The 25581-nt window shown below is 62.0% G+C and carries 17 protein-coding genes; all 17 read left to right on the top strand.

Annotated features, from left to right (window positions below):
* The first annotated feature begins 2 nt into the window (after positions 1 to 2).
* Positions 3 to 1208 carry a 23S rRNA (adenine(2503)-C(2))-methyltransferase RlmN gene (gene rlmN / locus LZ605_RS06990; protein ID WP_107232307.1) on the top strand — a complete coding sequence of 402 codons (1206 nt, stop codon included), beginning with the start codon at positions 3 to 5 and terminating at the stop codon, positions 1206 to 1208.
* A complete protein-coding gene (gene pilW, locus LZ605_RS06985; protein WP_249844259.1) occupies positions 1195 to 1980 on the top strand; it encodes a type IV pilus biogenesis/stability protein PilW in 786 nt (261 codons plus the stop codon). The genes rlmN and pilW overlap by 14 nt, the downstream gene beginning before the upstream one ends.
* An 18-nt stretch (positions 1981 to 1998) precedes the next feature.
* Entirely contained in the window at positions 1999 to 2871 is an 873-nt protein-coding gene (locus LZ605_RS06980; RefSeq protein ID WP_249844258.1) for a RodZ domain-containing protein, read from the top strand.
* Between the two features lie 65 nt (positions 2872 to 2936).
* A complete protein-coding gene (locus LZ605_RS06975) occupies positions 2937 to 3575 on the top strand; it encodes a YfgM family protein (protein WP_107232310.1) in 639 nt (212 codons plus the stop codon).
* On the top strand, positions 3575 to 4783 hold the full coding sequence (gene bamB / locus LZ605_RS06970; protein WP_249844257.1) for an outer membrane protein assembly factor BamB: 1209 nt from the start codon (positions 3575 to 3577) through the stop codon (positions 4781 to 4783). Before LZ605_RS06975 ends, bamB begins: the two co-directional genes overlap by 1 nt.
* A gap of 17 nt (positions 4784 to 4800) precedes the next feature.
* Positions 4801 to 6198 carry a ribosome biogenesis GTPase Der gene (der, locus tag LZ605_RS06965; RefSeq protein WP_107232312.1) on the top strand — a complete coding sequence of 466 codons (1398 nt, stop codon included), beginning with the start codon at positions 4801 to 4803 and terminating at the stop codon, positions 6196 to 6198.
* Between the two features lie 172 nt (positions 6199 to 6370).
* A complete protein-coding gene (gene moeB, locus LZ605_RS06960) occupies positions 6371 to 7507 on the top strand; it encodes a molybdopterin-synthase adenylyltransferase MoeB (protein ID WP_249844256.1) in 1137 nt (378 codons plus the stop codon).
* Positions 7508 to 7757: 250 nt separating this feature from the next.
* Positions 7758 to 9587, top strand: coding sequence for a monovalent cation:proton antiporter-2 (CPA2) family protein (locus tag LZ605_RS06955; protein ID WP_249844255.1), 1830 nt, complete (start codon positions 7758 to 7760; stop codon positions 9585 to 9587).
* A gap of 261 nt (positions 9588 to 9848) precedes the next feature.
* Positions 9849 to 10727, top strand: coding sequence for a bifunctional methylenetetrahydrofolate dehydrogenase/methenyltetrahydrofolate cyclohydrolase FolD (gene folD / locus LZ605_RS06950; protein WP_049402332.1), 879 nt, complete (start codon positions 9849 to 9851; stop codon positions 10725 to 10727).
* Positions 10728 to 11037: 310 nt separating this feature from the next.
* The gene (gene guaB / locus LZ605_RS06945) at positions 11038 to 12495 is read left to right on the top strand and encodes an IMP dehydrogenase (RefSeq protein WP_005416248.1); all 1458 of its coding nucleotides are present in this window, start codon (positions 11038 to 11040) and stop codon (positions 12493 to 12495) included.
* Positions 12496 to 12602: 107 nt separating this feature from the next.
* Positions 12603 to 13079, top strand: coding sequence for a hypothetical protein (locus tag LZ605_RS06940; RefSeq protein WP_306803904.1), 477 nt, complete (start codon positions 12603 to 12605; stop codon positions 13077 to 13079).
* Positions 13076 to 14641, top strand: coding sequence for a glutamine-hydrolyzing GMP synthase (guaA, locus tag LZ605_RS06935; protein WP_005413109.1), 1566 nt, complete (start codon positions 13076 to 13078; stop codon positions 14639 to 14641). The genes LZ605_RS06940 and guaA overlap by 4 nt, the downstream gene beginning before the upstream one ends.
* A gap of 294 nt (positions 14642 to 14935) precedes the next feature.
* Positions 14936 to 17326, top strand: coding sequence for an EcoAI/FtnUII family type I restriction enzme subunit R (hsdR, locus tag LZ605_RS06930; protein ID WP_235651666.1), 2391 nt, complete (start codon positions 14936 to 14938; stop codon positions 17324 to 17326).
* Between the two features lie 25 nt (positions 17327 to 17351).
* Positions 17352 to 18830: a type I restriction-modification system subunit M gene (locus tag LZ605_RS06925; RefSeq protein WP_235651667.1), complete on the top strand. Its 1479-nt coding sequence runs from the start codon at positions 17352 to 17354 to the stop codon at positions 18828 to 18830.
* Entirely contained in the window at positions 18827 to 19867 is a 1041-nt protein-coding gene (locus tag LZ605_RS06920; protein WP_249844253.1) for a PDDEXK nuclease domain-containing protein, read from the top strand. The genes LZ605_RS06925 and LZ605_RS06920 overlap by 4 nt, the downstream gene beginning before the upstream one ends.
* The gene (locus LZ605_RS06915; protein WP_164222243.1) at positions 19860 to 22208 is read left to right on the top strand and encodes a restriction endonuclease subunit S; all 2349 of its coding nucleotides are present in this window, start codon (positions 19860 to 19862) and stop codon (positions 22206 to 22208) included. The genes LZ605_RS06920 and LZ605_RS06915 overlap by 8 nt, the downstream gene beginning before the upstream one ends.
* A gap of 86 nt (positions 22209 to 22294) precedes the next feature.
* A complete protein-coding gene (locus LZ605_RS06910; RefSeq protein ID WP_249844252.1) occupies positions 22295 to 25327 on the top strand; it encodes an RNA-directed DNA polymerase in 3033 nt (1010 codons plus the stop codon).
* Positions 25328 to 25581: the final 254 nt, after the last annotated feature.

Here is a 25581-nt window from a genome sequence, read left to right as displayed (position 1 = left end):
CCGTGAACGAGGTCGTACAGTCCCCCGCCATCCAGCCGCTGCCCAAGTCGGCACCCACGGCTGGCAAGCAGAACCTGCTCGACCTCGATCGCGCGGGCCTGGAACAGTTTTTCGTCGAAAAACTCGGCGAAAAGAAGTTCCGTGCCCATCAGGTGATGAAGTGGATCCACCATCGCTACGTCACCGATTTCGATGAAATGACCGATCTCGGCAAGGTCCTGCGCGCCAAGCTGCAGGCCCATGCCGAGGTCGTTGTCCCCAACATCGTGTTCGACAAGCCCTCCGCCGACGGCACCCACAAGTGGCTGCTGGCGATGGGCGTGGATGGCAAGAACGCCATCGAGACCGTGTACATCCCGGACAAGACCCGCGGCACGCTGTGCGTGTCCTCGCAGGTCGGCTGCGGCCTGAACTGCACGTTCTGCTCCACCGCCACCCAGGGCTTCAACCGCAACCTGACCACCGCCGAGATCATCGGCCAGGTGTGGGTCGCGGCGCGCCACCTGGGCAACGTGCCGCACCAGATGCGCCGCCTCACCAACGTGGTGATGATGGGCATGGGCGAGCCGCTGATGAATTTCGACAACGTCGTGCGCGCCATGAGCGTGATGCGCGACGATCTGGGCTACGGCCTGGCCAACAAGCGCGTGACCCTGTCGACCTCCGGCCTGGTGCCGCAGATCGATCGCCTGTCCGCCGAAAGCGACGTGTCGCTGGCCGTTTCCCTGCATGCGCCGAATGACGCGCTGCGCGAAACGCTGGTGCCGTTGAACAAGAAGTACCCGATCGCCGAGCTGATGGCCTCGTGCGCACGCTACCTGCGCGCCAACAAGCGCCGCGAATCGGTCACCTTCGAGTACACCCTGATGAAGGGCATCAACGACAAGCCCGAGCATGCCCGCGAGCTGGCCCGGCTGATGCACCAGTTCGACAACGCGGTACAGGCCAGGGACTCGGGCAAGGTCAACCTGATTCCGTTCAACCCGTTCCCGGGCACCCGCTACGAGCGCTCCGAAGAGGCGCATATCCGCGCCTTCCAGAAGATCCTGCTGGACAGCAACGTGCTGACCATGGTCCGCCGCACCCGTGGCGACGACATCGACGCCGCCTGTGGCCAGCTCAAGGGCCAGGTGATGGACCGCACCCGCCGCCAGGCCGAGTTCAACAAGACGCTGCAGGCGGGGAAGGGGAGCGATGCCGCGGCCTGACCGCCTCTGGCTGGTCCTGTTCGCAGGCACGCTGGCCCTCGCGGTCGGCGGCTGCAAATCCCATCCCAAGGCCAGGCTCGGACCGAGCGAGGCGCCGGTGTATTCGGTGCGCGACCCGGACGGGGTGCGCCGCCAGGTGCGCCTGAACGACCTGCTCACGCTGGCGGCCCGCGACATGCAGGTCGGCAATCTCGACGGTGCCGAACGCAAGGCACGCGAAGCCATGAAACTGGCCCCGGGCGAACCGGACGCGCTGGTGCTGCTGGCCGGCATCGATGAGCGTCGTGGCCGTACCCTGCAGGCCGGCGAGGGCTTCCGTCGGGCCGCCGAGCTGGCCCCGACCCGGGGTGACGTGCTCAACAACTATGGCGCCTGGCTTTGCCAGCAGGGACGCCCGGCCGAATCGCTGGCGTGGTTCGACCGCGCCCTGCAGGCACCGGGCTATCCCACGCCGGCCGAAGCCCAGGCCAACGCCGGGGGCTGTGCGCTGGATGCCGGGCAGTTCGAGCGTGCCGAACGCGACCTGCGCGCCGCGCTGGCGACGGTGCCCGGCAACCCGGTTGCACTGGAGGCGATGGCGCAACTGAGCTTCCGCCAGGGCCGCTACATGGAGGCTCGCGCCTTCGCCGAGCGCCGTATGGCGGCTGCACCGGCAACACGTTCCGTGTTACAACTTGCCTCTCAAATCGAAGCGCGGCTGGGCGATCGGGCGGCATCTGATCGCTATCTGCAGCGGATTCGACAGGAATTTCCGCAGGATGCGGGCTCCTAACTCCAGGGTTGATGCATTGTGATTGATGACCAGACTGTGAGCGCTCTCGAGACTGCGGCCGGCTGTGGCACCCGCCTTCGCCAGGCCCGTGAGGCGGCCGGACTGACCCTTGAAGACGTTGGCTCGCGCCTGCGCATGCCCGTCCAGGTGGTGAAGTCCCTGGAAGAAGAACAATGGCAGAAGCTGGGGGCGCCGGTGTTCGTGCGCGGCCAGCTGCGCAGCTATGCGCGCCTGCTGAACGTGGATATCAGCCAGCTGCTCGAGCAGGCCCAGGTCGGGCCGGTAGTGCCGCCGACGCTGGTCAGCCATACCCATACCCCGCGCGCGCGCCGCATTGCCGAGAATCTTGGCCGGCGCGTGCTGTATGTCGGCATCACCGCGGTGCTGGCGGTGCCGGTGTGGTTCGCCACCCGCGGCCATTTCGATGGCAGTGCCAGCTCCTCGCCGAGCACCGCATCGCTGGATGCGATTCCGGCGGCGGTGCCAGTGGCCCCGTCCGCGGCCGGTGTCGAGCCTGCCGCGCCGGCCGATGCCGGCAGCGCGCCGGCCAGCAAGCCGGCAGCCACCCCGTACGTGGCCTCGCTGGCGCCGGTGCCGCGTCCTGCGCCGGCCCCGGCGGCAGCCGGCAACACGCTGGAGATGCAGTTCAGCGGCGACAGCTGGGTCGATATCGGTGGCCCGGACGGTGGCACCGTCGAGAAGGCACTGATCAAGTCCGGCGAGAGCCGCAGCTTCACCCCCGGCCAGGTGGCCCGGGTGACCCTGGGCAATGCCTCGGCGGTCCAGGTTCAGCAGAATGGCGCTATCGTCGATCTGACCCCCTACCAGCGAGCCAACGTGGCACGCTTTCAGGTATCCTCTGAAGGCTCCGTAGTCCCGGTTTCGCACTGAGGCGCGGTTTCACCACCTTCGATTAAACCCAATGGTCCCTCCCGATGGGCGGGGCGAGAGTACGCATGGCGATCGACGATCTGCTCGACGAGCACGAACAAAGTGAACGCGTCCGCAGCTGGCTGCGGAAGAATGGCGCCAGCATCCTCGGTGGCGTGGTCATCGCCATCGGTGCCATTGCCGGCTGGCAGTGGTACCAGAAGGATCAGGGCGGCAAGCTGGCCTCGGCCAATGTCGAGTACCAGAAGGCGCTCGAAGGCCTGCAGCAGAACAAGCTCGACGATGCCGCCAAGGCGGTCAAGGCGCTTGAGGCCGGCCCGTCCAGCATCTACGGCGACCTCGCGGCGCTGCAGCTGGCCAAGGCCCAGGTCGATGCCGGCAAGAACGAAGAAGCCCTGGCGACCCTGCGCGCGGTGAAGGTTGAAGGCGACCTGCAGCGCGTGGTCGACCAGCGCGTGGCGCGCCTGCTGGTGGCCACCGGCAAGAGCGACGAGGCGATCAAGCTGCTGGGCAGCGCCACCGACAGCAGCAGCCTGGAAATCCATGGCGATGCGCTGCTGGCGCAGGGCAAGCGTGATGACGCCCGTGCACAGTACGAAAAGGCGCTGAAGTCGCTGGACGTGGCAGCGCCGCAGCGGCGTCTGCTGGAAACCAAGGTTATGGACGCCGGCGGCACCGTCGCCGCCCCTGCGGAGTCGGTTTGATGAGTCAGAAGGTCATGATCACCCGCGTCGCCACCGTGCTCCTGATGGGCATGGCCCTGACCGGCTGCAGCACCATGAAGGGCTGGTTCGCCGGCAAGGACGCGGCAGCGAAGAAGGCGCAGGAGCCGGCTGAACTGGTCAAGTTCGAGCCGACCGTGAAGGTCAACAAGATCTGGTCGGTCAACCTGGGCAAGGGCGAGCGCCGTATCGGCGTGCGCCAGGGCCCGGCGGTGGCCAACGGCCACGTGTTCGCTGCGGCGATCACCGGTGGCGTGCATGCCATCGACCTGGAGACCGGCAAGAAGGCCTGGACCTGGGAGCCGAAGAAGGAAAAGAAGAAGGCCAAGCTGCGCCTGTCCGGCGGCCCGGGTGTCGGTGAGAACCTGGTCGTGGTCGGTACCCTCGATGGCCAGGTCATCGCCCTGGACATCAACGACGGCAGCGAGAAGTGGCGCGCCCGTGTTCCGGGTGAAGTCATTGCCGCACCGGCCGTGGCCCAGGGCTTGGTCTACGTGCGCAGCAACGATGGCCGCGTGACTGCCTTCGACGCCGGCAACGGCACCCAGAAGTGGTTCAACCCCAGCGAGCTGCCGGCGCTGACCGTGCGTGGCAACGCGCCGGTGGTGACCGGCCCGGGCGTGCTGTTCATCGGCAAGGACGAGGGTTCGGTTGCAGCCCTGGCCCAACAGGATGGGCGTACCCTGTGGGAGCAGAACCTCGGCAACGGCGAAGGCCGTACCGAGCTGGAGCGCATGGCCGACGTCGACGGCGCGCCGGTGCTCGAGGGCAACACCCTGTATGTGAGCAGCTTCAAGAACCAGACCATGGCCATCGAAGGCCCGACCGGTCGCCCGCTGTGGGCGCGCGACCATGGCGGTGCCGGTGGTGTGGCGGTGTCGTCGGGCAATGTGTTCGTCACCGACAACAAGGGCGGCGTGTTCGGCCTAGACAAGGCGAGCGGCGCGGCCATGTGGTCGCAGACCGAGCTGGCGCGTCGTTCGCTGACCGGTCCGGCGCTGCACGGTGACTACGTGGTGGTCGGCGACTACAAGGGATACGTGCACTGGCTGCGCACCTCCGATGGTGCCATGGCGGCACGGGCCAAGAGCGGTGGCGATGCCCTGCTGGCCCAGCCGGTCGTGGCGGATGGGGTGCTGCTGGTGCAGAACGTGGATGGCAAGCTGACCGCCTTCCGGTTGGCAAATTAAAAATTGGAGTAATCGCGATGCTGCCTTTGGTCGCCCTGGTTGGACGGCCGAATGTCGGCAAGTCGACTATTTTCAATGCGCTTACGCGCACCCGTGACGCGCTGGTCCATGACCAGCCCGGCGTCACCCGTGACCGCAACTACGGCGTCTGCCGCCTCGACGAGGACAACCATTTCCTCGTCGTGGATACCGGCGGTATTGCCGGTGAGGACGAAGGCCTGGCGGGTGCCACCACGCGCCAGGCGCGGGCGGCTGCCGCCGAAGCCGATCTGATCCTGTTCGTCGTCGATGCCCGTGAGGGCACCTCGGCGCTGGACGACGAGATCCTGGCCTGGCTGCGCAAGCTGTCGCGCCCGACGCTGCTGCTGATCAACAAGATCGACGGCACCGACGAGGACAGCGTGCGTTCGGAGTTTGCCCGTTACGGCTTCGGCGAAATGCTGACCGTCTCGGCCGCGCATCGCCAGGGCCTGGACGACCTGCTGGACGAGGTGATCCAGCGCCTGCCGGAAGAAGGCAGCGGCGAAGAGCTGGACAACGATCCGAACCGCATCCGCATCGCCTTCGTCGGCCGCCCGAACGTGGGCAAGTCGACGCTGGTCAACCGCATCCTCGGCGAGGAGCGCATGATCGCCTCCGACGTGCCGGGCACCACCCGCGACTCGATCGCGGTGGACCTGGAGCGCGACGGCCGCGAGTACCGCCTGATCGATACCGCCGGCCTGCGCCGCCGTTCGCGCGTGGACGAGGTCGTCGAGAAGTTCTCGGTGGTCAAGACCATGCAGTCGATCGAGCAGTGCCAGGTGGCCGTGCTGATGCTGGACGCCACCGAAGGCGTGACCGACCAGGACGCCACCGTGCTCGGTGCCGTGCTCGACGCCGGCCGCGCGCTGGTGATCGCCATCAACAAGTGGGATGGCCTGACCGAGTACCAGCGCGAGCAGGCCGAAACCATGCTGTCGCTGAAGCTCGGCTTCGTGCCGTGGGCCGAATCGGTGCGCATCTCGGCCAAGCATGGCTCGGGCCTGCGTGAGCTGTTCCGTGCCGTGCACCGCGCGCACGAATCGGCGAACAAGACCTTCACCACCAGCGAAGTGAACAAGGCGCTGGAAGTGGCGTACGAGACCAACCCGCCGCCGACCATCCGCGGCCATGTCTCCAAGCTGCGTTACGTGCACCCGGCCGGCGCCAACCCGCCGACCTTCATCGTGCACGGCACGCGCCTGAAGGAGCTGCAGGAATCGTACAAGCGCTACCTGGAGAACTTCTTCCGCAAGCGCTTCAAGCTGATCGGCACGCCGGTAAGCTTCATCTTCCGCGAGGGTGCCAACCCGTACGAGGGCAAGAAGAACGTCCTCACCGAGCGGCAGGTCAAGGCCAAGCGGCGCTTGATGAAGCACGTCAAGGGCAAGTGATTCACGAAACGGCGGCCGCAGGGCCGCCTTTTTCGTTTGTGGTAGTGCCGGCCGCTGGCCGGCAACCTCGCATCGTCTGATGTGTTGATGGCGTTGCCGGCCAGCGGCCGGCACTACCCCTCGGAAACCCCGGGGCGGTCCCGCGCACAGCGTCTGCGCGATAATGCGGCCCATGAGCATCCAAGAGCTTTCCCCCGCGCGGGCACGCGAGCGCCTGGCCCACGGCGCGGTGCTGATCGATGTGCGCGAGGCGCACGAGCGGGCCGGTGGCATGGCCGAGGGCGCGCGCGGCGTGGCCAAGGGCGAACTGCAGGCCGACCCGGCCGCGCATCTGCCGCGGCACGACCAGGAAATCCTGCTGATCTGCCAGAGCGGCAAGCGCTCGGCCGATGCCGCGCAGTTCCTGCTGGAGGCCGGCTACACAAACGTCGCTTCCGTGACGGGCGGTACCGTGGCCTGGCGCGAGCAGTCGCTGCCCTTGGTGCAGCCGCTGGCCAGCGCCGCCGACCGCGATTTCTTTGATCGCTATTCGCGGCATCTGCTGCTGCCACAGGTGGGCGAGGCCGGCCAGCGCCGGCTGCAGCAATCACGCGTGCTGGTGCTGGGCGCGGGCGGGTTGGGCGCACCGGCTGGCTTCTATCTGGCGGCCGCTGGGGTAGGGCACCTGCGCTTTGCCGACCATGACCGCGTCGAGCGGAGCAACCTGCACCGGCAGATCGTGCATACCGAGGCCAGCGTCGGCCAGCTCAAGGTCGATTCCGCGCGTGAGCGGTTGCTGGCGCTGAACCCCTCCATCGACGTCGAGGCGGTGCCCGAGCGGGTCACTTCCGAGAACGTGGATGCGCTGCTTGAGGGCGTGGACGTGGTGCTGGATGGCTCGGACAACTTCCCGCTGCGCTACCTGCTCAACGACGCCTGCATCAAGCACGCCAAGCCGCTGGTGTATGCCGCCATCGAGCGCTTTGACGGCCAGGTAAGCGTGTTTGACGCTGGCCGCCAGCGTGGCGTGGCGCCGTGCTACCGCTGCCTGTTCCCCGAGCCGCCGCCGCCGGAGTTCGCGCCGAACTGTTCCGAAGCGGGCGTGCTGGGGGTGCTGCCCGGGTTGGCCGGGGTGCTGCAGGCCACCGAGGTGCTGAAGCTGCTGCTGGGCATCGGTGAGCCGCTGGTGGGGCGTCTGCTGCGCTTCGATGCGCTGGGCATGCGCTTCCGCGAGACCGGCATCCGGCCCGACCCGCAGTGTCCGGTGTGCGCGCCGGGCGTGCCGTTCCCGGGGTATATCGATTACGCCGCGTTTTGCCGGGGCGGGTGAACCCGATCGGGGTGCGCATTGGTAGATGCCGAGCTTGGTCGGCGCTCTTGTGCCAACCAAGGTTGGCGCCTACCGGGGCGGGTGCATGGTTGGAACCCGCCGAAGCGGATGCATGGTTTCGGGATGATGCTCGGGGTCACTACGGGCATCGTTCCACTTCCAAGACAATCCGGCGCAACATGCGTGCTATTGCCGTCATCGGCATTGCTCTATTGTTGAACCCGATTCTGGATCTTGGGGAAAACACCGCATGGCGGTAGAAGCAGCGACCAGCGAGCTGGTCAAGGTCGTGGCCCTGCTGGGCGCGGCGGTGGTGATGGTGCCCCTGTTCCGCCGGGCCGGCCTGGGCTCGGTGCTGGGCTACTTCGCCGCCGGCCTGGCGATCGGGCCGTTCGGGCTGGGCTGGTTCTCCGACCCGCAGGCGATCCTGCATACCGCCGAGCTCGGCGTGGTGATGTTCCTGTTCGTGATCGGCCTGGAAATGCGGCCCTCGCACCTGTGGAGCCTGCGCAAGGAAATCTTCGGGCTGGGCACGCTGCAGATCGTCACCTGTGCGCTGGTGCTGACCAGCATCGCCAAGCTGTTCGGCCTGCCATGGCAGGTGGCCTTCATCGGCGCCACCGGTTTCGTGCTCACCTCCACTGCGGTGGTGATGCAGCTGCTGGCCGAGCGCGGCGACATCGCGCTGCCGTCGGGGCAGAAGATCGTCTCCATCCTGCTGTTTGAAGACCTGCTGATCGTGCCGTTGCTGGCGCTGGTGGCGTGGATGGGCCCGAGCGCGGGCAGCGCTGATGGCGAGGGCTCGCGCTGGCTGTCGGTGGCAATCGGCGTGGGTGCCATCGTCGGCCTGGTGCTGGTCGGCCGCTTCCTGCTCAATCCGTTGTTCCGCGTGCTGGCCGAATCGAAGGCGCGCGAAGTGATGACCGCCGCCGCACTGCTGGTGGTGCTGGGCGCGGCGCTGCTGATGCAGCTGTCCGGCCTGTCGATGGCGATGGGCGCGTTCCTGGCCGGCGTGCTGCTGAGCGAATCGACCTTCCGCCACCAGATCGAAGCGGACATCGAACCGTTCCGCGGCATCCTGCTCGGCCTGTTCTTCCTCAGCGTGGGCATGGCGCTGGACCTGGGCGTGGTGGCCGGCAACTGGCAGCTGATCCTCGGCCTGGTGCTGGCGCTGATGGCGGCCAAGGCGCTGTGCATCTACGTGGTCGCGCGCATCATGGGCAGCGACCACGCGCAGGCGCTGGATCGCGGTGTGCTGATGGCGCAGGGCGGCGAGTTCGCCTTCGTACTGTTCTCCGCTGCGGCATCGGCCGGCGTGATCAACCTGGAGATCAATGCCAACTTCACCGCGGTGGTGGTGCTGTCGATGGCGCTGACCCCGCTGGTGGTGCTGCTCTACAAGCGCGTGGCACCGAAGCCGACGGTGAACATGGACGGCGTGGACGAGGCCGATGGACTGTCCGGCAGCGTGCTGCTGATCGGCTTCGGCCGCTTCGGCCAGGTTGCCAGCCAGTCGCTGCTGGCGCGCGACGTGGACGTGACCATCATCGACAACGATGTGGAGATGATCCAGAGCGCGGCGCGGTTCGGTTTCAAGATCTACTACGGCGACGGCACGCGGTTGGATGTGCTGCATGCCTCCGGCGCAGCCACTGCGCGCGCGATTGCGGTGTGCGTGGACAAGGCCGAGGCCGCCGACCGCATCGTTGAACTGGTGGCGCACGAGTTCCCGCAGGCCAAGCTGATGGTGCGTTCGTTCGACCGTGAGCATTCGCTGCGGTTGATCCATGCCGGCGTCGATTTCCAGATCCGCGAGACGTTTGAATCGGCAGTGCTGTTCGGTCAGGCCGCGCTGGTGGAGCTGGGTGCTGATGAGGATGACGCGGTGGAGATTGCCGAGCAGATCCGTCGTCGCGATGCCGAGCGCTTCGAGCTGGAGATTGCCGGTGGGGGTTTGAATGCCGGCGCGCGGATGATTTACGGCAACAGCCCGCAGGGGGTACCGACGCCGACGCCGTTCACCGCGCCGAAGCGGGAGAGCAAGACGCTGAACCCGCAGGATGTGCCGGAAGAGGAATAGCGCCCGGTAGTGCCGGCCGCTGGCCGGCAGATACGGAAACGTTCCGACGTCATGAGGTTGCCGGCCAGCGGCCGGCACTACCGTGTGGGGAATTACCGAAGCCGGCGGTTGGTAGTGCCGGCCGCTGGCCGGCAGATACGGAAACGCTCCGACGTCATGAGGTTGCCGGCCAGCGGCCGGCACTACCGGGTGAAGTTGGCGGTGGGCGAGGGCGCGTGAATCGGGGACAATAGCGTCCCCGCCGCCCCACGCCTGCCCCCGATGACCGATTCCGCCCCCCAGCATCCTGCCCGCATCCTTGATGGCCGCCGTATCGCCGAGGACCTGCTCGACAGCCTGAAGGTGCGCGTCGACGCCCGCGTGGCCGCCGGCGGCAGCCGTCCGGGCCTGGCCGTGGTGCTGGTCGGCGGCGACCCGGCCTCGACCGTGTACGTGCGCAACAAGCGCCGTGCCGCCGAGAAGGTCGGCATCGAGGCGCACGACTACGATCTGCCGGCCGGTACCACCGAGGCCGAGCTGCTTGACCTGATCGACCAGCTCAATGCCGACCCCAAGATCAACGGCATCCTGATCCAGCTGCCGCTGCCGGGCATTCCGGATGCTCGCCGGCTGATCCAGCGCATCGACCCGCGCAAGGACGTGGACGGCTTCCATCCGGAAAACGTCGGCCACCTGGCCCTGCGCGAGTTCGGCCTGCGCCCGTGCACCCCGCGCGGCATCACCACGCTGCTGGGCCACACCGACCAGCCGGTGCGTGGCCGCAACGCCACCATCGTGGGCGTCAGCAACCACGTCGGCCGCCCGATGGGCCTGGAGCTGCTGATTGCCGGCTGCACCGTGACCAGCTGCCACAAGTTCACCCCCAAGGACGTGCTGGAACAGGCCGTGCGCAACGCCGACATCCTGGTGGTGGCGGTTGGCCGCCCGGGCATCGTGCCGGGCGAATGGGTGAAGCCGGGCGCGGTGGTGATCGACGTGGGTATCAACCGCTTGGATGACGGCCGGCTGGTGGGCGATGTTGGGTTTGAGGCCGCCGCCCAGCGGGCGAGCTGGATCACCCCGGTGCCGGGTGGCGTGGGCCCGATGACCGTGGCCACGTTGATGCAGAACACCCTGGAAGCGGCGGAAGCGCTGAGCTGACCTATTGGGGTGGGTGCCGACCGTTGGCCTGCTCCTGGTAGGTGCCAACCTTGGTTGGCACGATCCGTCCGGCACCGGTACCCCAGATGGGCCGATGGCCCTGATGGATGCGTGCCAACCAAGGTTGGCACCTACCAAAGGCGGTTCCGTGGTGGTTCCATGTCCGTGGGGGTTCCGTGGCGGTGCGGCGGCCCCGGTCCATCGCCCTGAACCAATCACCGCCCGCGCGACACTGCGTCGCATTTACCCCCTGCCACGCGGCGCGAAAACAGGGTAAAATGTCGCGCTTCCCCACATCTCGGGTATGCCGATGCTGCGCATCCAGGCTGAAGCACTCACTTACGACGACGTCTCGCTCGTCCCCGCCCACTCGACCATCCTGCCCAAGGACGTCAACCTCGAAACGCGGTTGACGCGCGACCTGAAGCTGAAGCTTCCGATCCTGTCCGCAGCCATGGATACCGTCACCGAAGCCCGCCTGGCCATCGCCATGGCCCAGCTCGGCGGCATGGGCATCATCCACAAGAATCTCAGCCTGGAACAGCAGGCCGCGGAAGTGGCCAAGGTCAAGAAGTTCGAGGCCGGTGTCATCCGCGACCCGATCACCGTCGGCCCGGAAACCACCATCCGCGACGTGCTGGCCCTGACCCAGGCGCACAACATCTCCGGCGTGCCGGTGGTGGGCAGCGACGGCCAGCTGGCCGGCATCGTGACCCACCGCGACATGCGCTTCGAGACCGAGCTGGACGATCCGGTCCGCCACATCATGACCAAGAAGGATCGCCTGATCACGGTCAAGGAAGGCGCCGCCTCCGACGAAGTGCTGCAGCTGCTGCACCGCAACCGCATCGAGAAGGTGCTGGTGGTCAACGACTCGTTCGAACTGCGTGGCCTGATCACCGTCAAGGACATCCAGAAGAACACCGACTTCCCGAATGCTGCCAAGGATCTGTCGACCCGCCTGCTGGTCGGCGCTGCCGTCGGCGTGGGTGGCGATACCGATCGCCGCGTGGAAGCGCTGGTCGCCGCCGGCGTGGACGTGATCGTGGTCGATACCGCGCACGGCCACTCGCAGGGCGTGCTGGACCGCGTCAGCTGGGTCAAGAAGAACTTCCCGAACGTGCAGGTCATCGGTGGCAACATCTGCACCGGCGAAGCCGCACTGGCGCTGCTGGACAGCGGCGCGGACGCAGTGAAGGTCGGCATCGGCCCGGGCTCGATCTGCACCACCCGCGTCGTCGCTGGCGTCGGCGTGCCGCAGGTGACCGCAATCGACCTGGTGGCCGAAGCGCTGCAGGACCGCATCCCGCTGATCGCCGACGGTGGCATCCGCTACTCGGGCGACATCGGCAAGGCGCTGGCCGCCGGTGCCTCGACCATCATGGTCGGCGGCCTGCTGGCCGGTACCGAGGAATCGCCGGGCGAGACCGAGCTGTACCAGGGCCGCTCGTACAAGAGCTACCGCGGCATGGGTTCGCTGGCTGCGATGGAGAAGGGGTCGAAGGATCGCTACTTCCAGGACGCCGCCACCGCCGACAAGCTGGTGCCGGAAGGCATCGAAGGCCGCGTGCCGTACCGCGGCCCGGTGGGCGGCATCATCCACCAGCTGATGGGCGGCCTGCGCGCCACCATGGGCTACGTGGGCTGCGCCACCATCGAAGACATGCGCAGCAAGCCCAAGTTCGTGAAGATCAGCGGCGCCGGCCAGCGTGAGAGCCACGTCCACGACGTGACCATCACCAAAGAGCCGCCGAACTACCGCGCCTGATGCGCTTTCGAACTGCTCTTGCGATTACGGGCAGCCTGCTGATGGCAGGCTGTTCGTTGTCCGAACCGCCGCCGCGCTCCGGGTCTCCGGGCGCGGCGGTTTCGCAAGTGAAGGACGTGCAGGCGTGCCAGAACGCGTTCTCGCTGCCGAAGGGCTGGCAGATGCAGGCCGCTGGCGAGCAGCGCTGGCTGCTGAAGGGAACCGGCGAGCGCCCGCTGCAGGTCACGCTGCAATGCATCACCGAGCTGCTGCACGGGCCGGATGATCCGGTGCTGACGCCGGTACTGGGCGCGCTCGAGCCCGCACGGATGAGCGTGCGCTGGGCGTCCTGGGGCGCTGCGGAGTCGGGCTTCTCGATGGCGGCGCTGCAACGGCGCATCATGCCTGGCACCGAAGTGCAGGAAATCGCCGAGCTGCCGCGCGCCGACCGCGCCAACCCCAACGCACCGCACGGCCTGCTGATGCTGCGCTGGGATGAGGAAGACCCCTCACATATTCAACAACGCGAGGCGTTCATCGCCACGCTGACGCAGAGCCTTGAAGCGCCGGGCGCTGCGAAAAACACCACTGGAACGGCACCATGACCAATATCCATAACGACAAGATCCTCATCCTCGATTTCGGCGCGCAGTACACGCAGCTGATCGCCCGCCGCATCCGCGAGCTGGGCGTCTACTGCGAAATCTGGGCCTGGGACCACAACCCGGCCGAGATCGCAGCGTTCGGCGCCAAGGGCATCATCCTGTCCGGTGGCCCGGAATCGACCACGCTGCCGGGTGCGCCGGCCGCGCCGCAGGAAGTGTTCGACAGCGGTCTGCCGATCTTCGGCATCTGCTACGGCATGCAGACCCTGGCCGCGCAGCTGGGCGGTGCCACCGAAGCGGCTGACCAGCGCGAGTTCGGCCACGCCGAAGTGAACGTCATCAACCCCGATGCACTGTTCAAGGGCCTGAGCGACCACGGCGGCGAGCCGAAGCTGAATGTCTGGATGAGCCACGGCGACCACGTCTCCGTTGCGCCGCCGGGCTTCACCATCACCGCCACCACCGACCGCATTCCGGTGGCCGCCATGGCCAACGAAGAAAAGCGCTGGTACGGCGTGCAGTTCCACCCGGAAGTGACCCACACCCTGCAGGGCCAGGCGCTGCTGCGCCGCTTCGTGGTGGACGTGTGCGGCTGCCAGACCCTGTGGACCGCCGCCAACATCATCGACGACCAGATCGCCCGCGTGCGCGAACAGGTGGGCGATGACGAGGTGATCCTGGGCCTGTCCGGCGGCGTCGATTCGTCGGTTGTGGCCGCGCTGCTGCACAAGGCCATCGGCGAGAAGCTGACCTGCGTGTTCGTGGATACCGGCCTGCTGCGCTGGCAGGAAGGCGACCAGGTGATGGCGATGTTCGCCGAGCACATGGGCGTGAAGGTCGTGCGCGTGAATGCCGCCGACCGTTACTTCGCCGCGCTGGAAGGCGTGAGCGACCCGGAAGCCAAGCGCAAGATCATCGGCAACCTGTTCGTTGAGATCTTCGACGAAGAGTCGAACAAGCTGAAGAACGCCAAGTGGCTGGCGCAGGGCACCATCTACCCGGACGTGATCGAGTCGGCCGGCAGCAAGACCGGCAAGGCGCATGTGATCAAGAGCCACCACAACGTGGGCGGCCTGCCGGAGCACATGAAGCTGGGCCTGGTGGAGCCGCTGCGCGAACTGTTCAAGGACGAAGTGCGCCGCCTGGGCGTTGAGCTGGGCCTGCCGCGCACCATGGTTTACCGCCATCCGTTCCCGGGCCCGGGCCTGGGCGTGCGTATCCTGGGTGAAGTGAAGCGCGAATACGCCGAACTGCTGGCCAAGGCCGATGCCATCTTCATTGATGAGCTGCGCAAGGCGGATCTGTACGACAAGACCAGCCAGGCGTTTGCCGTGTTCCTGCCGGTGAAGTCGGTGGGCGTGGTGGGGGATGCGCGCGCTTATGAGTGGGTGATTGCGCTAAGGGCCGTGGAGACGATCGACTTCATGACGGCGCATTGGGCGCACCTGCCGTATGAGTTCCTGGGTACGGTGAGCAACCGGATCATCAATGAGTTGCGGGGGGTGTCGCGGGTTGTTTATGACATCTCGGGGAAGCCTCCGGCTACTATTGAGTGGGAGTGAAATTGCGGGTGTGATGCAGTTAGAGAAAAGGCGCTGCGGCGCCTTTTCTCTTTGCAGCAGTGATATCTTCGTGTCCGCAGAATTCATAGCATTGGGCGGGTGTCGGGCTCCGAACGACTTAGCCAGCCTGAGGCTGAATTCCTTAAGTTTCCACCCGGGCGGGAAGGGGGCAGGGTATTGCGCAGTTGAGGTAAAGCTTGGCAGGCGCATGGAATAGGATGCGGGATTGATTGCTGGGCGGCGGGCGATGGGTAGAAGCAACGGGCAATGCCGACATGGAAGGAGCAACATCCTATGAATAAGCAGGCGCTCAGCGAACGTGACATCTGCACCAAGTTCATCACGCCAGCGCTAGAAGGGGCTGGATGGGACGTCCTGACCCAGGTACGCGAAGAGTTTCTGCTGACCAAGGGGCGCATTATCGTGCGCGGCAAACTGCACACACGTGGTCAGCACAAGCGCGCCGACTACGTGCTGTTCCACAAGCCCAACCTGCCCATTGCCGTCATCGAAGCCAAGGACAACAAGCATGCCATCGGCTCGGGTATGCAACAGGCCCTCGGCTATGCCGAAATGCTGCAAGTGCCTTTCGTATTCAGCAGCAATGGAGATGGCTTCCTGTTCCACAACAAGATCGCCAAGGACGGTGTGATCGAGCGCGAACTGAGCCTGGATGAGTTCCCCAGTGCCGATACGCTGTGGCAATGGTGGGCAGAGCATCAAGGGCTGAGCACACAGCAACAGGCCCTGGTAGCCCAGGACTACTACAGCGACGGTAGCAACAAGACGCCCCGTTACTACCAATTGCTCGCCATCAACAAGACCATCGAGGCGATTGCCAAAGAGCAGAAGCGCATTCTGCTGGTGATGGCCACGGGCACAGGCAAGACCTATACCGCCTTCCAGATCATCTGGCGGTTGTGGAAGTCGCGTGCCAAGAAACGCATCCTGTTCCTGGCTGACCGCAACATCCTGGTCGATCAGACCATGACCAACGACTTCAAGCCGTTCGGCGCAGCGATGACAAAGATCCAGAAGCGGCAGGCCAAAAAGTCGTATGAGATCTACCTGTCGCTTTACCAGGCCGTTACCGGTAACGAAGAAGAACGGAACATCTACAAGCAGTTCAGCCCGGAATTCTTCGATCTGATCGTGATCGACGAATGCCACCGAGGCAGCGCCGCCGAAGATTCGGCCTGGCGCGAGATCCTGACGTATTTCCATTCCGCCACACAGATTGGCCTGACCGCTACGCCCAAGGAAACCAAGGACGTATCCAACATCGACTACTTCGGTGAGCCCATCTATACCTACTCGCTACGCCAGGGCATCGACGATGGCTTTCTCGCGCCCTACAAGGTGGTGCGCATCGACCTGGACAAAGACCTGACCGGCTGGCGTCCCGACAAGGGCATGCTCGACAAGCACGGCAACGAGATCGAAGACCGAATCTATAACCAGCGTGATTTTGACAAGACGCTTGTGCTGGAACAGCGCACGCACGTGGTGGCGCGCAAGATCAGCGAATACCTGAAAGCCAGCAACCGCTTCGACAAGACCATCGTCTTCTGCGACAACATCGACCATGCCGAACGCATGCGCCAGGCGCTGGTCAACGAAAACGCCGACCTTGTGGCGCAGAACCACCGCTATGTCGTGCGCATCACCGGCGACAACGAAGAAGGCAAGATGGAGTTGGACAACTTCATCTTCCCGGAAAGCAAATACCCCGTCATCGCGACCACTTCTAAGCTGATGACCACGGGCGTCGATGCTCAGACCTGCAAGCTCATCGTGCTGGATCAGCGCATCCAGTCGATGACCGAATTCAAGCAGATCATCGGTCGCGGAACGCGTATCAACGAGGACTTCGACAAGTACTGGTTCACCATCCTTGATTTCAAGAAGGCGACCGAGCTGTTCGCCGATCCGGCTTTCGATGGCGATCCCGTGCAGATTTATGAGCCAGGCCCAGGCGAGTCACCACTTCCTCCAGATGAAGAAGATGGGGAGGCGTCGCCTGACGATGAATTCACCTATCCCACGCCGGATGATAACCCCACGTACCCCGGGGGCGTAGCCGAACCGCTGCCAGGTGAGGAAGGCAGCAACGTGCGCCGTTACGTTGTCGCCAACGTCGAGGTCAAGGTGGTGGCCGAGCGGGTGCAGTATTTCGACGCCAACGGCAAACTGATCACCGAGTCCCTGAAGGATTACACCCGCAATGCCCTGGCCAAGGAGTTCGCGTCGCTCGACGATTTCCTGCGCCATTGGAGCAAGGCCGAGAAGAAGCAGGCCATCATCGATGAGCTGGCTCATCAGGGCATCTTCTTCGAGGCTTTGGCCGAGGAGGTAGACAAGCAATCAGGCAAGGATTTCGACCCTTTCGATCTGCTATGCCACGTGGCCTGGGATCAACCCCCTCTCACGCGCAAGGAGCGGGCTGAGCAGGTCAAGAAGCGCCATTACTTCGCCAAGTACGGCGAGCAAGCGCAGAAGGTACTCGAAGCCCTGCTCGACAAGTATGCCGACGAAGGCGTGGCCGCCATCGAGGAAACGCAGATCCTCGCCATCGCCCCCTTCAACCGCCTGGGCACACCGATCGAACTGGTGCGTGCCTTTGGTGGCAAGACCCAATACCAGCAGGCCGTTGGCGAGCTCGAGCGTGAGCTCTACCGCGCCTGATCAGAACTAGACCCAGGAAGTATTCATGTCACTTGCAACTCTCATCAAAGCTATCCAGGACATCATGCGCAAGGATGTCGGCGTCGATGGCGATGCCCAGCGCATCAGCCAGATCTGCTGGTTGTTGTTCCTGAAGATCTTTGACGACAAGGAACAGGAGTGGGAACTCACCCAGTCCAGCTACCGCTCACCGCTACAAAGCCGCTTTCGCTGGAGCAACTGGGCCAAGGATCCGGAAGGTATGACCGGTGAAGAGCTGATCGACTTCGTCAACAACGATCTCTTCCCGTCCTTGAAACAGCTTGCCACCAAGGCGGGCGTGTCCGCGCAAGGCCGGGTGATCGGCTCGGTGTTCGAGGATGCCTACAACTACATGAAGTCCGGCACGCTGCTGCGCCAGGTGATCAACACCATCGAAGACGACGTGGATTTCAACTCGTCCAGCGACCGGCACTTGTTCAACGACATCTACGAGAAAATCCTCGCCGACCTGCAGTCGGCTGGCAACGCGGGCGAATACTACACCCCGCGTGCGGTCACGCAGTTCATGGTCGATATCCTCGACCCGAAACTCGGCGAAAGCATCCTCGACCCGGCCTGCGGCACGGGCGGCTTCCTGACCTGCGCCATCGAACACCTCAAGAAGCAGGTCAAGACGCCAGATGACAACCGGCTGCTGCAAGAGAACATCCATGGCGTCGAGAAGAAACCCCTGCCGCACATGCTGGCCATGACCAACATGATGCTGCATGGCATCGACGTGCCTACCCGTATCCGCCACGACAACACACTCTCTCGCCCCTTCAAGGACTATAGCCCACGCGATCGGGTGGACATCATCATCACCAACCCACCATTCGGTGGCATGGAAGAGGATGGTATTGAGAAGAACTTCCTCGCCAAGCACCAGACCCGCGAGACCGCCGACCTTTTCATGGCGCTGATCATGCACCTGCTCAAGCACGACACGGGCCGCGCTGCGGTGGTGTTGCCGGATGGCTTCCTGTTCGGCGAGGGGGTGAAAACCACGCTCAAGCGCGAATTGCTGGAAGAGTTCAACCTGCACACCGTCGTGCGCTTGCCCAAGGGCGTGTTCGCCCCTTACACCAGCATCGCTACCAACATCCTGTTCTTCGAGAAGGGCGGTCCCACAAAGGACGTATGGTTCTTCGAGCACCCCTACCCGGCAGGCTACAAGAGCTATTCCCGCTCCAAGCCGTTGACGATTGAGGAGTTCGACCTTGAGAAGTCCTGGTGGGGCGGCCCGCAGCGTAAGGGACGCAAGATTACCGAGCATGCCTGGAAGGTACCTGCCAAGGATCTGGCTGCTCGCAGCTACAACCTGGCCTGCAAGAACCCGCATGAGGTGGCCGTCGAACTGGTGGATCCGGACGAGCTGATGGCCGAATACCAGGACATCACCCGCCAGTTGCACGCTGCCCAGCAAGCGCTGAAAACCGAACTGCTGGCCGCGCTCAAGGCCACCAGCGGAGAGGCGGAATGAGCGACAAGCCCGTGTCTCTCGTGTCGGCCCCGGAAGGCTACGCCAACTGGTTGGGCGAGCTGAAGAACCGCATCCACAGTGCCCAGCAGCGGGCCGCGCTGGCCGTTAACCGCGAGCTGGTACATCTCTACTGGCAGATCGGTCGTGACATCCTGCAACGGCAGGCCGAGCAGGGCTGGGGAGCCAAGGTCATCGAGCGGCTTGCGCACGACCTCAGGACAGCCTTTCCCGAGATGAAGGGCTTTTCCCGCGCCAACCTGATGTACATGCGTTCCTTCGCCGACGCCTGGCCGGACGCGGCAGTTGTCCAACAGGCTGTTGGACAATTGCCCTGGGGCCACAACCTGGTGTTGCTGGCCAGACTGAAGCAACCCGAACAGCGCCTGGCCTATGCCCAGCGCGCCGTGGAACAGGGCTGGTCACGCGCCACATTGGAAATTCATATCGAATCCCATTTGCTGGAGCGGGAAGGCCAGGCGATCACCAACTTCGCCGAGCGTCTCCCCGCGCAGGGAACCGATCTGGCCCGGCAAGTCCTCAAAGATCCCTACCTGTTCGACTTCCTGCACGTTGGCCAGGAAGCGAACGAACGGGATATCGAGTCAGCGCTGATCAAACACATAACCCAGTTCTTGCTGGAGCTGGGTGCGGGCTTCGCTTTCGTCGGCCGCCAGGTTCATCTGGAAGTAGGCGGTGACGACTTCTTTATCGACCTGTTGTTCTACCACCTAAAGCTGCGCTGCTACGTGGTCATCGAGCTGAAAGCCGAGAAGTTCAAACCGCAGCACCTTGGCCATTTGAGCTTTTACCTCACCGCCGTGGATATGCAGGTAAAGGCCGAACAGGACAACCCCACCATCGGCTTATTGCTGTGCAAGAGCAAGAACACCGTGGTGGCCGAATACGCATTGCGCGACAAGACCCAGCCTATAGGCGGGGCGGAATACCAATTGATTGAATCCCTTCCTGAAGAACTGAAAACCAGCCTGCCCAGCATCGAACAGATCGAACGTGAACTGGGAGGCGATCATGAATAAGCACACGGCCGAATTGCTGGAAAAGCACTTCGATACCGCCTTTTCCGCACCAGATGGCATCAAGAAACTGCGCGAGCTGATCCTGACGCTGGCCATGCAGGGCAAGCTGGTGCCGCAGGATCCGAACGATCAGCCTGCCAATGAACTGTTGGAGCGCAGCCGTGCTCGAATGGTAGAAGCAATGAATGGAGGAGGTGTCAAGAGAGAAAAGGCCGCCGCTTCTATCGAAGAAAGTGAGAAACGCTTTCACCCACCAAGTACGTGGGCGTGGTGCAGGCTTGTTGATTTAGGGCAGTTCATCAATGGCGCGGCATTTAAACAAAGTGACTGGGATAAGACTGGCCGGCCTATCATTAGAATTCAGAATCTTTCGGGTCGAAGTTCAGTATTTAATCGAACCCGAAAAGATTTTGATCAATCCATTTTGGTGAAAAAAGGCGATATTCTCGTTTCCTGGTCGGCAACACTTGATGCCTACATTTGGCATGGAGAAGAAGGTGTACTTAATCAACATATTTTCCGAGTGCTGCCAGCTTCGCTTGTAAACAAAAAGTATTTGTTCTGGCTTCTGAAATGGGTAATACGCCAATTGGCTGAAAGTGATCATGCGCATGGACTAGTTATGACGCATATCAATAGAGGTCCTTTCTTGGCGTATCCGATTGCTATTCCTCCTATGGAAGAGCAAGCCCGTATCGTTAATAAATTTGATGAACTGATTGCACGCTGTGACGAACTAGAAAGGATCCGCAATGCACAGCAGGAAAAACGCCTGATCGTCCATAACGCGGCCATCAAGCAACTGCTGAACATCGCCGAACCCGACCAGCACCAGCGCGCTCTGGCCTTCCTCGCCGAAAACTTCGGCGAGCTCTACACCGTCAAGGAAAACGTCGCCGAACTCCGCAAGGCCATCCTGCAACTGGCGGTGATGGGCAAACTCGTCCCGCAAAACTCGGACGAGCAGCCCGCCAGCGAATTGTTGAAAGAGATCGAGGTTGAGAAACAGCGTCTGGTGAAGGAAGGTAAGATCAAAAAGCCCAAGCCTTTGCCACCAGTGACAGAGGAAGAAAAACCGTATACGTTGCCGCGGGGGTGGGAGTGGGTGCGTGTTATCGATATAGTTGATGTTGGAACTGGTTCAACTCCTGCTACAACAAATAGAGATTATTATGGTGGGGACGTGCCCTGGTACACTAGCTCTGCAACGAATAAGTCGTTTGCTGGCAAGCCAGAAACCTTTATTACAGAAAAGGCAATAAAAGAAACCAACTGCAAGGTTTTTCCTTCGGGCTCTTTAATTATTGCACTATATGGTCAAGGAAAAACAAGGGGCCAAATAAGCGAATTGACAATTGCTGGGGCCACAAACCAGGCGATTGCCGCCATGGTATTTTTTGACTCTTCCATCGGCGTGAAGAAGTACCTGAAGTATTTCTTTATAAAGATCTATGAGGAAATACGAAAAATGGCGGAAGGGGCTGCGCAGCCTAATCTGAATGTTCGTAAGGTGAAGGAAACATTAGTCCCACTCCCGCCACTTTCCGAACAGCACCGCATCGTTGAGAAAATAGACGCAATTATGGCTCTATGTGACTCGCTAGAGCAGCAGATCGACGCCAACACCAGCAAGCAGACAGAATTGCTGAGTGCTCTGGTTCGTGCGCAATCGCAAGGTGGCGCAGTTGAAGATACCCAGCGATCATCACGTTCAACAGCCCAAGTTATTGACCTCGCCACCTACCGCGCGTGCATCGGCTGCTATACGATCAACAAGCTCGCCACTGCCCAATACTTCGGTCGCACTGCCGCCGCCAAGGTAATGTACTTGGCGCAAGCGCACGTCGGCTTGGAACTGAATCTGAAACCCGAACGTGAAGCTGCTGGGCCACTGGATACCTGGATTTATGATTTCGAGCGGCAAGGTCAAGACAAGCGCTGGTTCGAAGTCAATGAAAAGACCTTGGCTAACGGCGGGAAAAAGACGGAATACCGCTGTTTGTCGGCGTTGTCGGAGCCAGCAGCGAAAGCCGAAGCACTGATGTCGCCCGGCCAGAAGACTGAATTTGACCGTCTGATCTACGCCCTGGCAGACAAGAAGACCGAAGAAGTCGAGATCATCGCCACACTTTTCGCGGTATGGAACGATTTTCTGATCGATGGTGTTCAACCGACGGATGCGCAGATCATCTCCGATGTTCGCGAAAACTGGCACGAGCGCAAAGCACGCTTCACACCGGCCGAACTTGGGCGATGGCTTGATTGGCTACGCAGAGAGAACATCATTCCTCTCGGACTGCCACCGAGAACCGTGCAGCAATCAAGATTGGGCTTTGATTAACGGTGAAATTTGCATGGCAGCGAGAGGCACGTTCGCAGGACTGGGAGGTGCCAGAAGAGGACTAGAGCTAGTAATGAGATAATAAAATGACCAACCTGCAAGATCTGGGCCTCGCCTATCGCAAGGCGAAAGTTGATCTCTATTATTCGTCCCATGCCTCTCTGGATGATATTGCAAACTATGAAGAAAATTTGCATTCCAACCTTTCCTTGCTGCAGGAAAAGATCAATGGCGAAGACGAAGCCTGGGTGACATCACCGGAATTCATAGGCACTTGGACACTGGTCACCAAGTCCGTCGAGATGGATTGCTGGGCGAAGTACAAGAAAGAGAATGGCGGTGGATTGATTTTCTCCTCGCCCATTGATGAGTGGCAGCATGCGTTGAAAGCCTTGGCTGAGAAGGAAGTGCCAGAAAAGCCAAAAGCCGAATTCCGAATAATGGCCCGATGCAGCCTGGACTTTCATGTGCTCTCCACCTTATGGATGCTGGAAGTCGGGCAGTTATTCGATGCAAGATTGAGCGAGTGCGCATATGGCAACCGCTTGCGCCGCACTCAAGATGGAAAAGGCATCAATAAGCTGTCGCTTGGTTCGTTCCAGCCTTATCTGAAGCCCTTTCGCGACTGGCGTGACAAGGGTATTGCCGCCATGCGTGCCGCGCTGGATGCCGACAAAAAGATTGTGGCATTAACTGCGGATGTCAGCTCTTTCTATCACGAGCTGAATCCTGGCTTCATGTTGAATCCAAGTTTTAGAAAGGAAATACTTGGCATAAAGCTGAATAGGAGAAAGAAAAAACTACACCGCTTGTTCATTCATGCATTGCAGGCCTGGGCAGCAGCAACCCCGTTGAAGAAAGGCTTACCCGTGGGGCTGCCGGCATCGGCTATTGTCGCCAACATGGCGCTGGTCGAGCTGGATCGCTGCATCGAACATCAGGTTGCTCCCATCTATTACGGGCGATACGTCGATGACATTTTGCTAGTCATGGAGAACGGGGCTGGCTTCGATTCGACGCTGGATTTATGGGAATGGCTGTTTGACCGGTCAAACGAAATGCTGGGCTGGGTGGATCAAAGTAAAAAGCAAGTTCGCTTCAGGCCCGCTTACCTTAGCAAAGGTAGGAGTAAAAGCCGGGTGCGTTTTGCCAATGGCAAGAACAAGGTATTCATTCTGGCCGGTGAGCCGGGCAAGACCTTGGCGGACGCCATTGCTCATCAGATTTACGAACGCGCCAGCGAGTGGCGAGCCATGCCGCGGTTGCCTCGATCCGCTACGCATGTTGGCACCGATCTGTTGGCCGCCACACAAAGCGACGGCGAGGCCGCCGACAACCTGCGCAATGCGGATGCGCTGACCATGCGTCGGGCAGGCTTCGCCATAAAACTTCGCGACTTCGAAGCCTATGAACGCGATCTTTTGCCCGAAGCCTGGGCAGCACATCGTCGCGCGTTCTTCCGCGCCTTCACCCAGCACGTGTTGGTGTTACCGCAGTTTTTCGACTTGGCTGTCTATCTGCCCCGAGTCATTCGCCTCGCCACGGCCTGTGAAGACTTTGCCGATCTACGCCGAATTATCGAAGCGCTGCAAAGACTCTGCCAGCAGGTACAGGAGCAATGCGACATCAGTGTCAAAGCGTGGCATGAGAAAAAGAGTAAGCCGAACGCTACGGAGATGCTGGATCGCTGGAAAGGGCAGCTTTTTTCCAGTGTTCGGGAAAGCATAACGGCCGCATTTCCTCCCCGCTTGTCCAAAGCAGGCAAACAGGCGTGGAAGACCTATATGGCCGACTGTCATCCCGTCATTGACCTTGATGCTTTTCTGTCCTGGCCGTTATCCGTAAAAAGCTTTCAAGCACAGCAGGCCCGCCTGTTCTCGCTTGACCTTGCACATCTGCCATTCCGCTTCATCGGGCTGCCGAAGGAAATGGTGGCGCAGCGCGGTATCCCCGCCAAAAAGACCATTGTAGGCTGCGACAAAGCTGCCGAGTTGTTGTCTAGCGCTGTATTCGAGGGCGCGCAGACAGTTACCCAGTGGATCGGCTTCAAGCAATTGCCGCAGGGGCTGCCGTTCGCGACTCGGCCCTTCAATCTGCCGGAGCTATTTATTCTTAATCGCCATGCTTATTTAGAGGCGACGCAGGACGATATGCGGGCGGTAGTATTGTCTGTGCGTGGCTTTGAGTTGGGAGAGAAAACGCCTCTCTTCGATAAAAACAACGTACTGCAAGTACCAGATGGTGTAACTCCAAGGAAATGCAGTATTGCCGTATCCAGTTGGCAAACAAGTCTGGATAGCTGGACAGCTAGTGTGATGCGCATGCCGGATCCCGACGCCGAACGCTATGTGCGCCTTTGTCGCCTGCTGGATGGCGTAATCGCCCAGCCCAGGGACAGCCGCTATCTGATCTTGCCGGAATTGGCACTGCCCGCGCACTGGTTCATTCGTATCGCTCGAAAGCTGCAAGGCCGGGGAATTTCGCTAGTTACGGGCATCGAATATCTGCACGCCAGCAAGTCGCGGGTCCGCAATCAGGTTTGGGCAGCGCTCTCCCATGACGGTCTGGGCTTTCCCTCGCTTATGATCTACCGTCAGGACAAGCAGCGGCCCGCCCTCCATGAAGAGCAAGAATTGCAGCGGCTGGCCGGATTGGAGATGAAGCCGGACAAGGCCTGGAAAACACCGCCCATCATTCAGCACGGCGACTTTCGCTTCACCATGTTGATCTGCAGCGAACTGACCAACATTCGCTATCGCGCTGATCTGCGTGGCAAAGTGGATGCGCTGTTCGTTCCGGAATGGAATCCAGATACCGAAACCTTCAATGCATTGGTTGAGTCCGCAGCATTGGATATCCATGCCTACATCATCCAATGCAATGATAGGCAGTACGGCGACAGCCGCATCCGCGCCCCTTACAAGGACAGTTGGAAGCGTGATGTGCTGCGGGTCAAAGGCGGGGTCACCGATTACTGCGTGATTGGCGAAATCGATGTGCAAGCGTTGCGTCAATTCCAAAGCAGCCACCGCTCACCAGCAAAACCATTCAAGCCGGTGCCGGATGGGTTCAATGATGCGATGGATCATCGGCGAAAGATATTGCCTTTGGGGGAGTGATATGTGAGTCCTGCTTCATCTGGTGCCCCGCGCTAGTTTGCACGAACTCGACTCTGTAGCGTCAAATGCAGTCGTTCAGAGCGACTTCAACTCGCGATCCTGTCGCGAAACGATGCGTGCTTCTGGCGGTGGAAGTGACGGGGATGTCTCATTTTCGATCACTCAACATAACGTTCAAGCTGATGGCCGGTTGACCTTGATTTGAGAATTGAGGGCACTTAGAGGTGCCCTCGGTATCTATAGAAGACCGGTGG

Source organism: Stenotrophomonas maltophilia (genome assembly GCF_023518235.1).
Lineage (GTDB): Bacteria > Pseudomonadota > Gammaproteobacteria > Xanthomonadales > Xanthomonadaceae > Stenotrophomonas.
The sequence above is the reverse complement of the archived record's forward strand: the minus strand, read 5'-3'. Positions and strand labels throughout refer to the sequence as shown.

What these genes read in the sequence shown, in the direction of transcription:
- pilW (WP_249844259.1), top strand. Translation starts at nt 1,195, where the DNA reads ATGCCGCGGCCTGACCGCCTCTGGCTGGTCCTGTTCGCAGGCACGCTG.
- LZ605_RS06975 (WP_107232310.1), top strand. Translation starts at nt 2,937, where the DNA reads ATGGCGATCGACGATCTGCTCGACGAGCACGAACAAAGTGAACGCGTC.
- bamB (WP_249844257.1), top strand. Translation starts at nt 3,575, where the DNA reads ATGAGTCAGAAGGTCATGATCACCCGCGTCGCCACCGTGCTCCTGATG.
- der (WP_107232312.1), top strand. Translation starts at nt 4,801, where the DNA reads ATGCTGCCTTTGGTCGCCCTGGTTGGACGGCCGAATGTCGGCAAGTCG.
- moeB (WP_249844256.1), top strand. Translation starts at nt 6,371, where the DNA reads ATGAGCATCCAAGAGCTTTCCCCCGCGCGGGCACGCGAGCGCCTGGCC.
- LZ605_RS06955 (WP_249844255.1), top strand. Translation starts at nt 7,758, where the DNA reads ATGGCGGTAGAAGCAGCGACCAGCGAGCTGGTCAAGGTCGTGGCCCTG.
- folD (WP_049402332.1), top strand. Translation starts at nt 9,849, where the DNA reads ATGACCGATTCCGCCCCCCAGCATCCTGCCCGCATCCTTGATGGCCGC.
- guaB (WP_005416248.1), top strand. Translation starts at nt 11,038, where the DNA reads ATGCTGCGCATCCAGGCTGAAGCACTCACTTACGACGACGTCTCGCTC.
- guaA (WP_005413109.1), top strand. Translation starts at nt 13,076, where the DNA reads ATGACCAATATCCATAACGACAAGATCCTCATCCTCGATTTCGGCGCG.
- hsdR (WP_235651666.1), top strand. Translation starts at nt 14,936, where the DNA reads ATGAATAAGCAGGCGCTCAGCGAACGTGACATCTGCACCAAGTTCATC.
- LZ605_RS06925 (WP_235651667.1), top strand. Translation starts at nt 17,352, where the DNA reads ATGTCACTTGCAACTCTCATCAAAGCTATCCAGGACATCATGCGCAAG.
- LZ605_RS06920 (WP_249844253.1), top strand. Translation starts at nt 18,827, where the DNA reads ATGAGCGACAAGCCCGTGTCTCTCGTGTCGGCCCCGGAAGGCTACGCC.
- LZ605_RS06915 (WP_164222243.1), top strand. Translation starts at nt 19,860, where the DNA reads ATGAATAAGCACACGGCCGAATTGCTGGAAAAGCACTTCGATACCGCC.
- LZ605_RS06910 (WP_249844252.1), top strand. Translation starts at nt 22,295, where the DNA reads ATGACCAACCTGCAAGATCTGGGCCTCGCCTATCGCAAGGCGAAAGTT.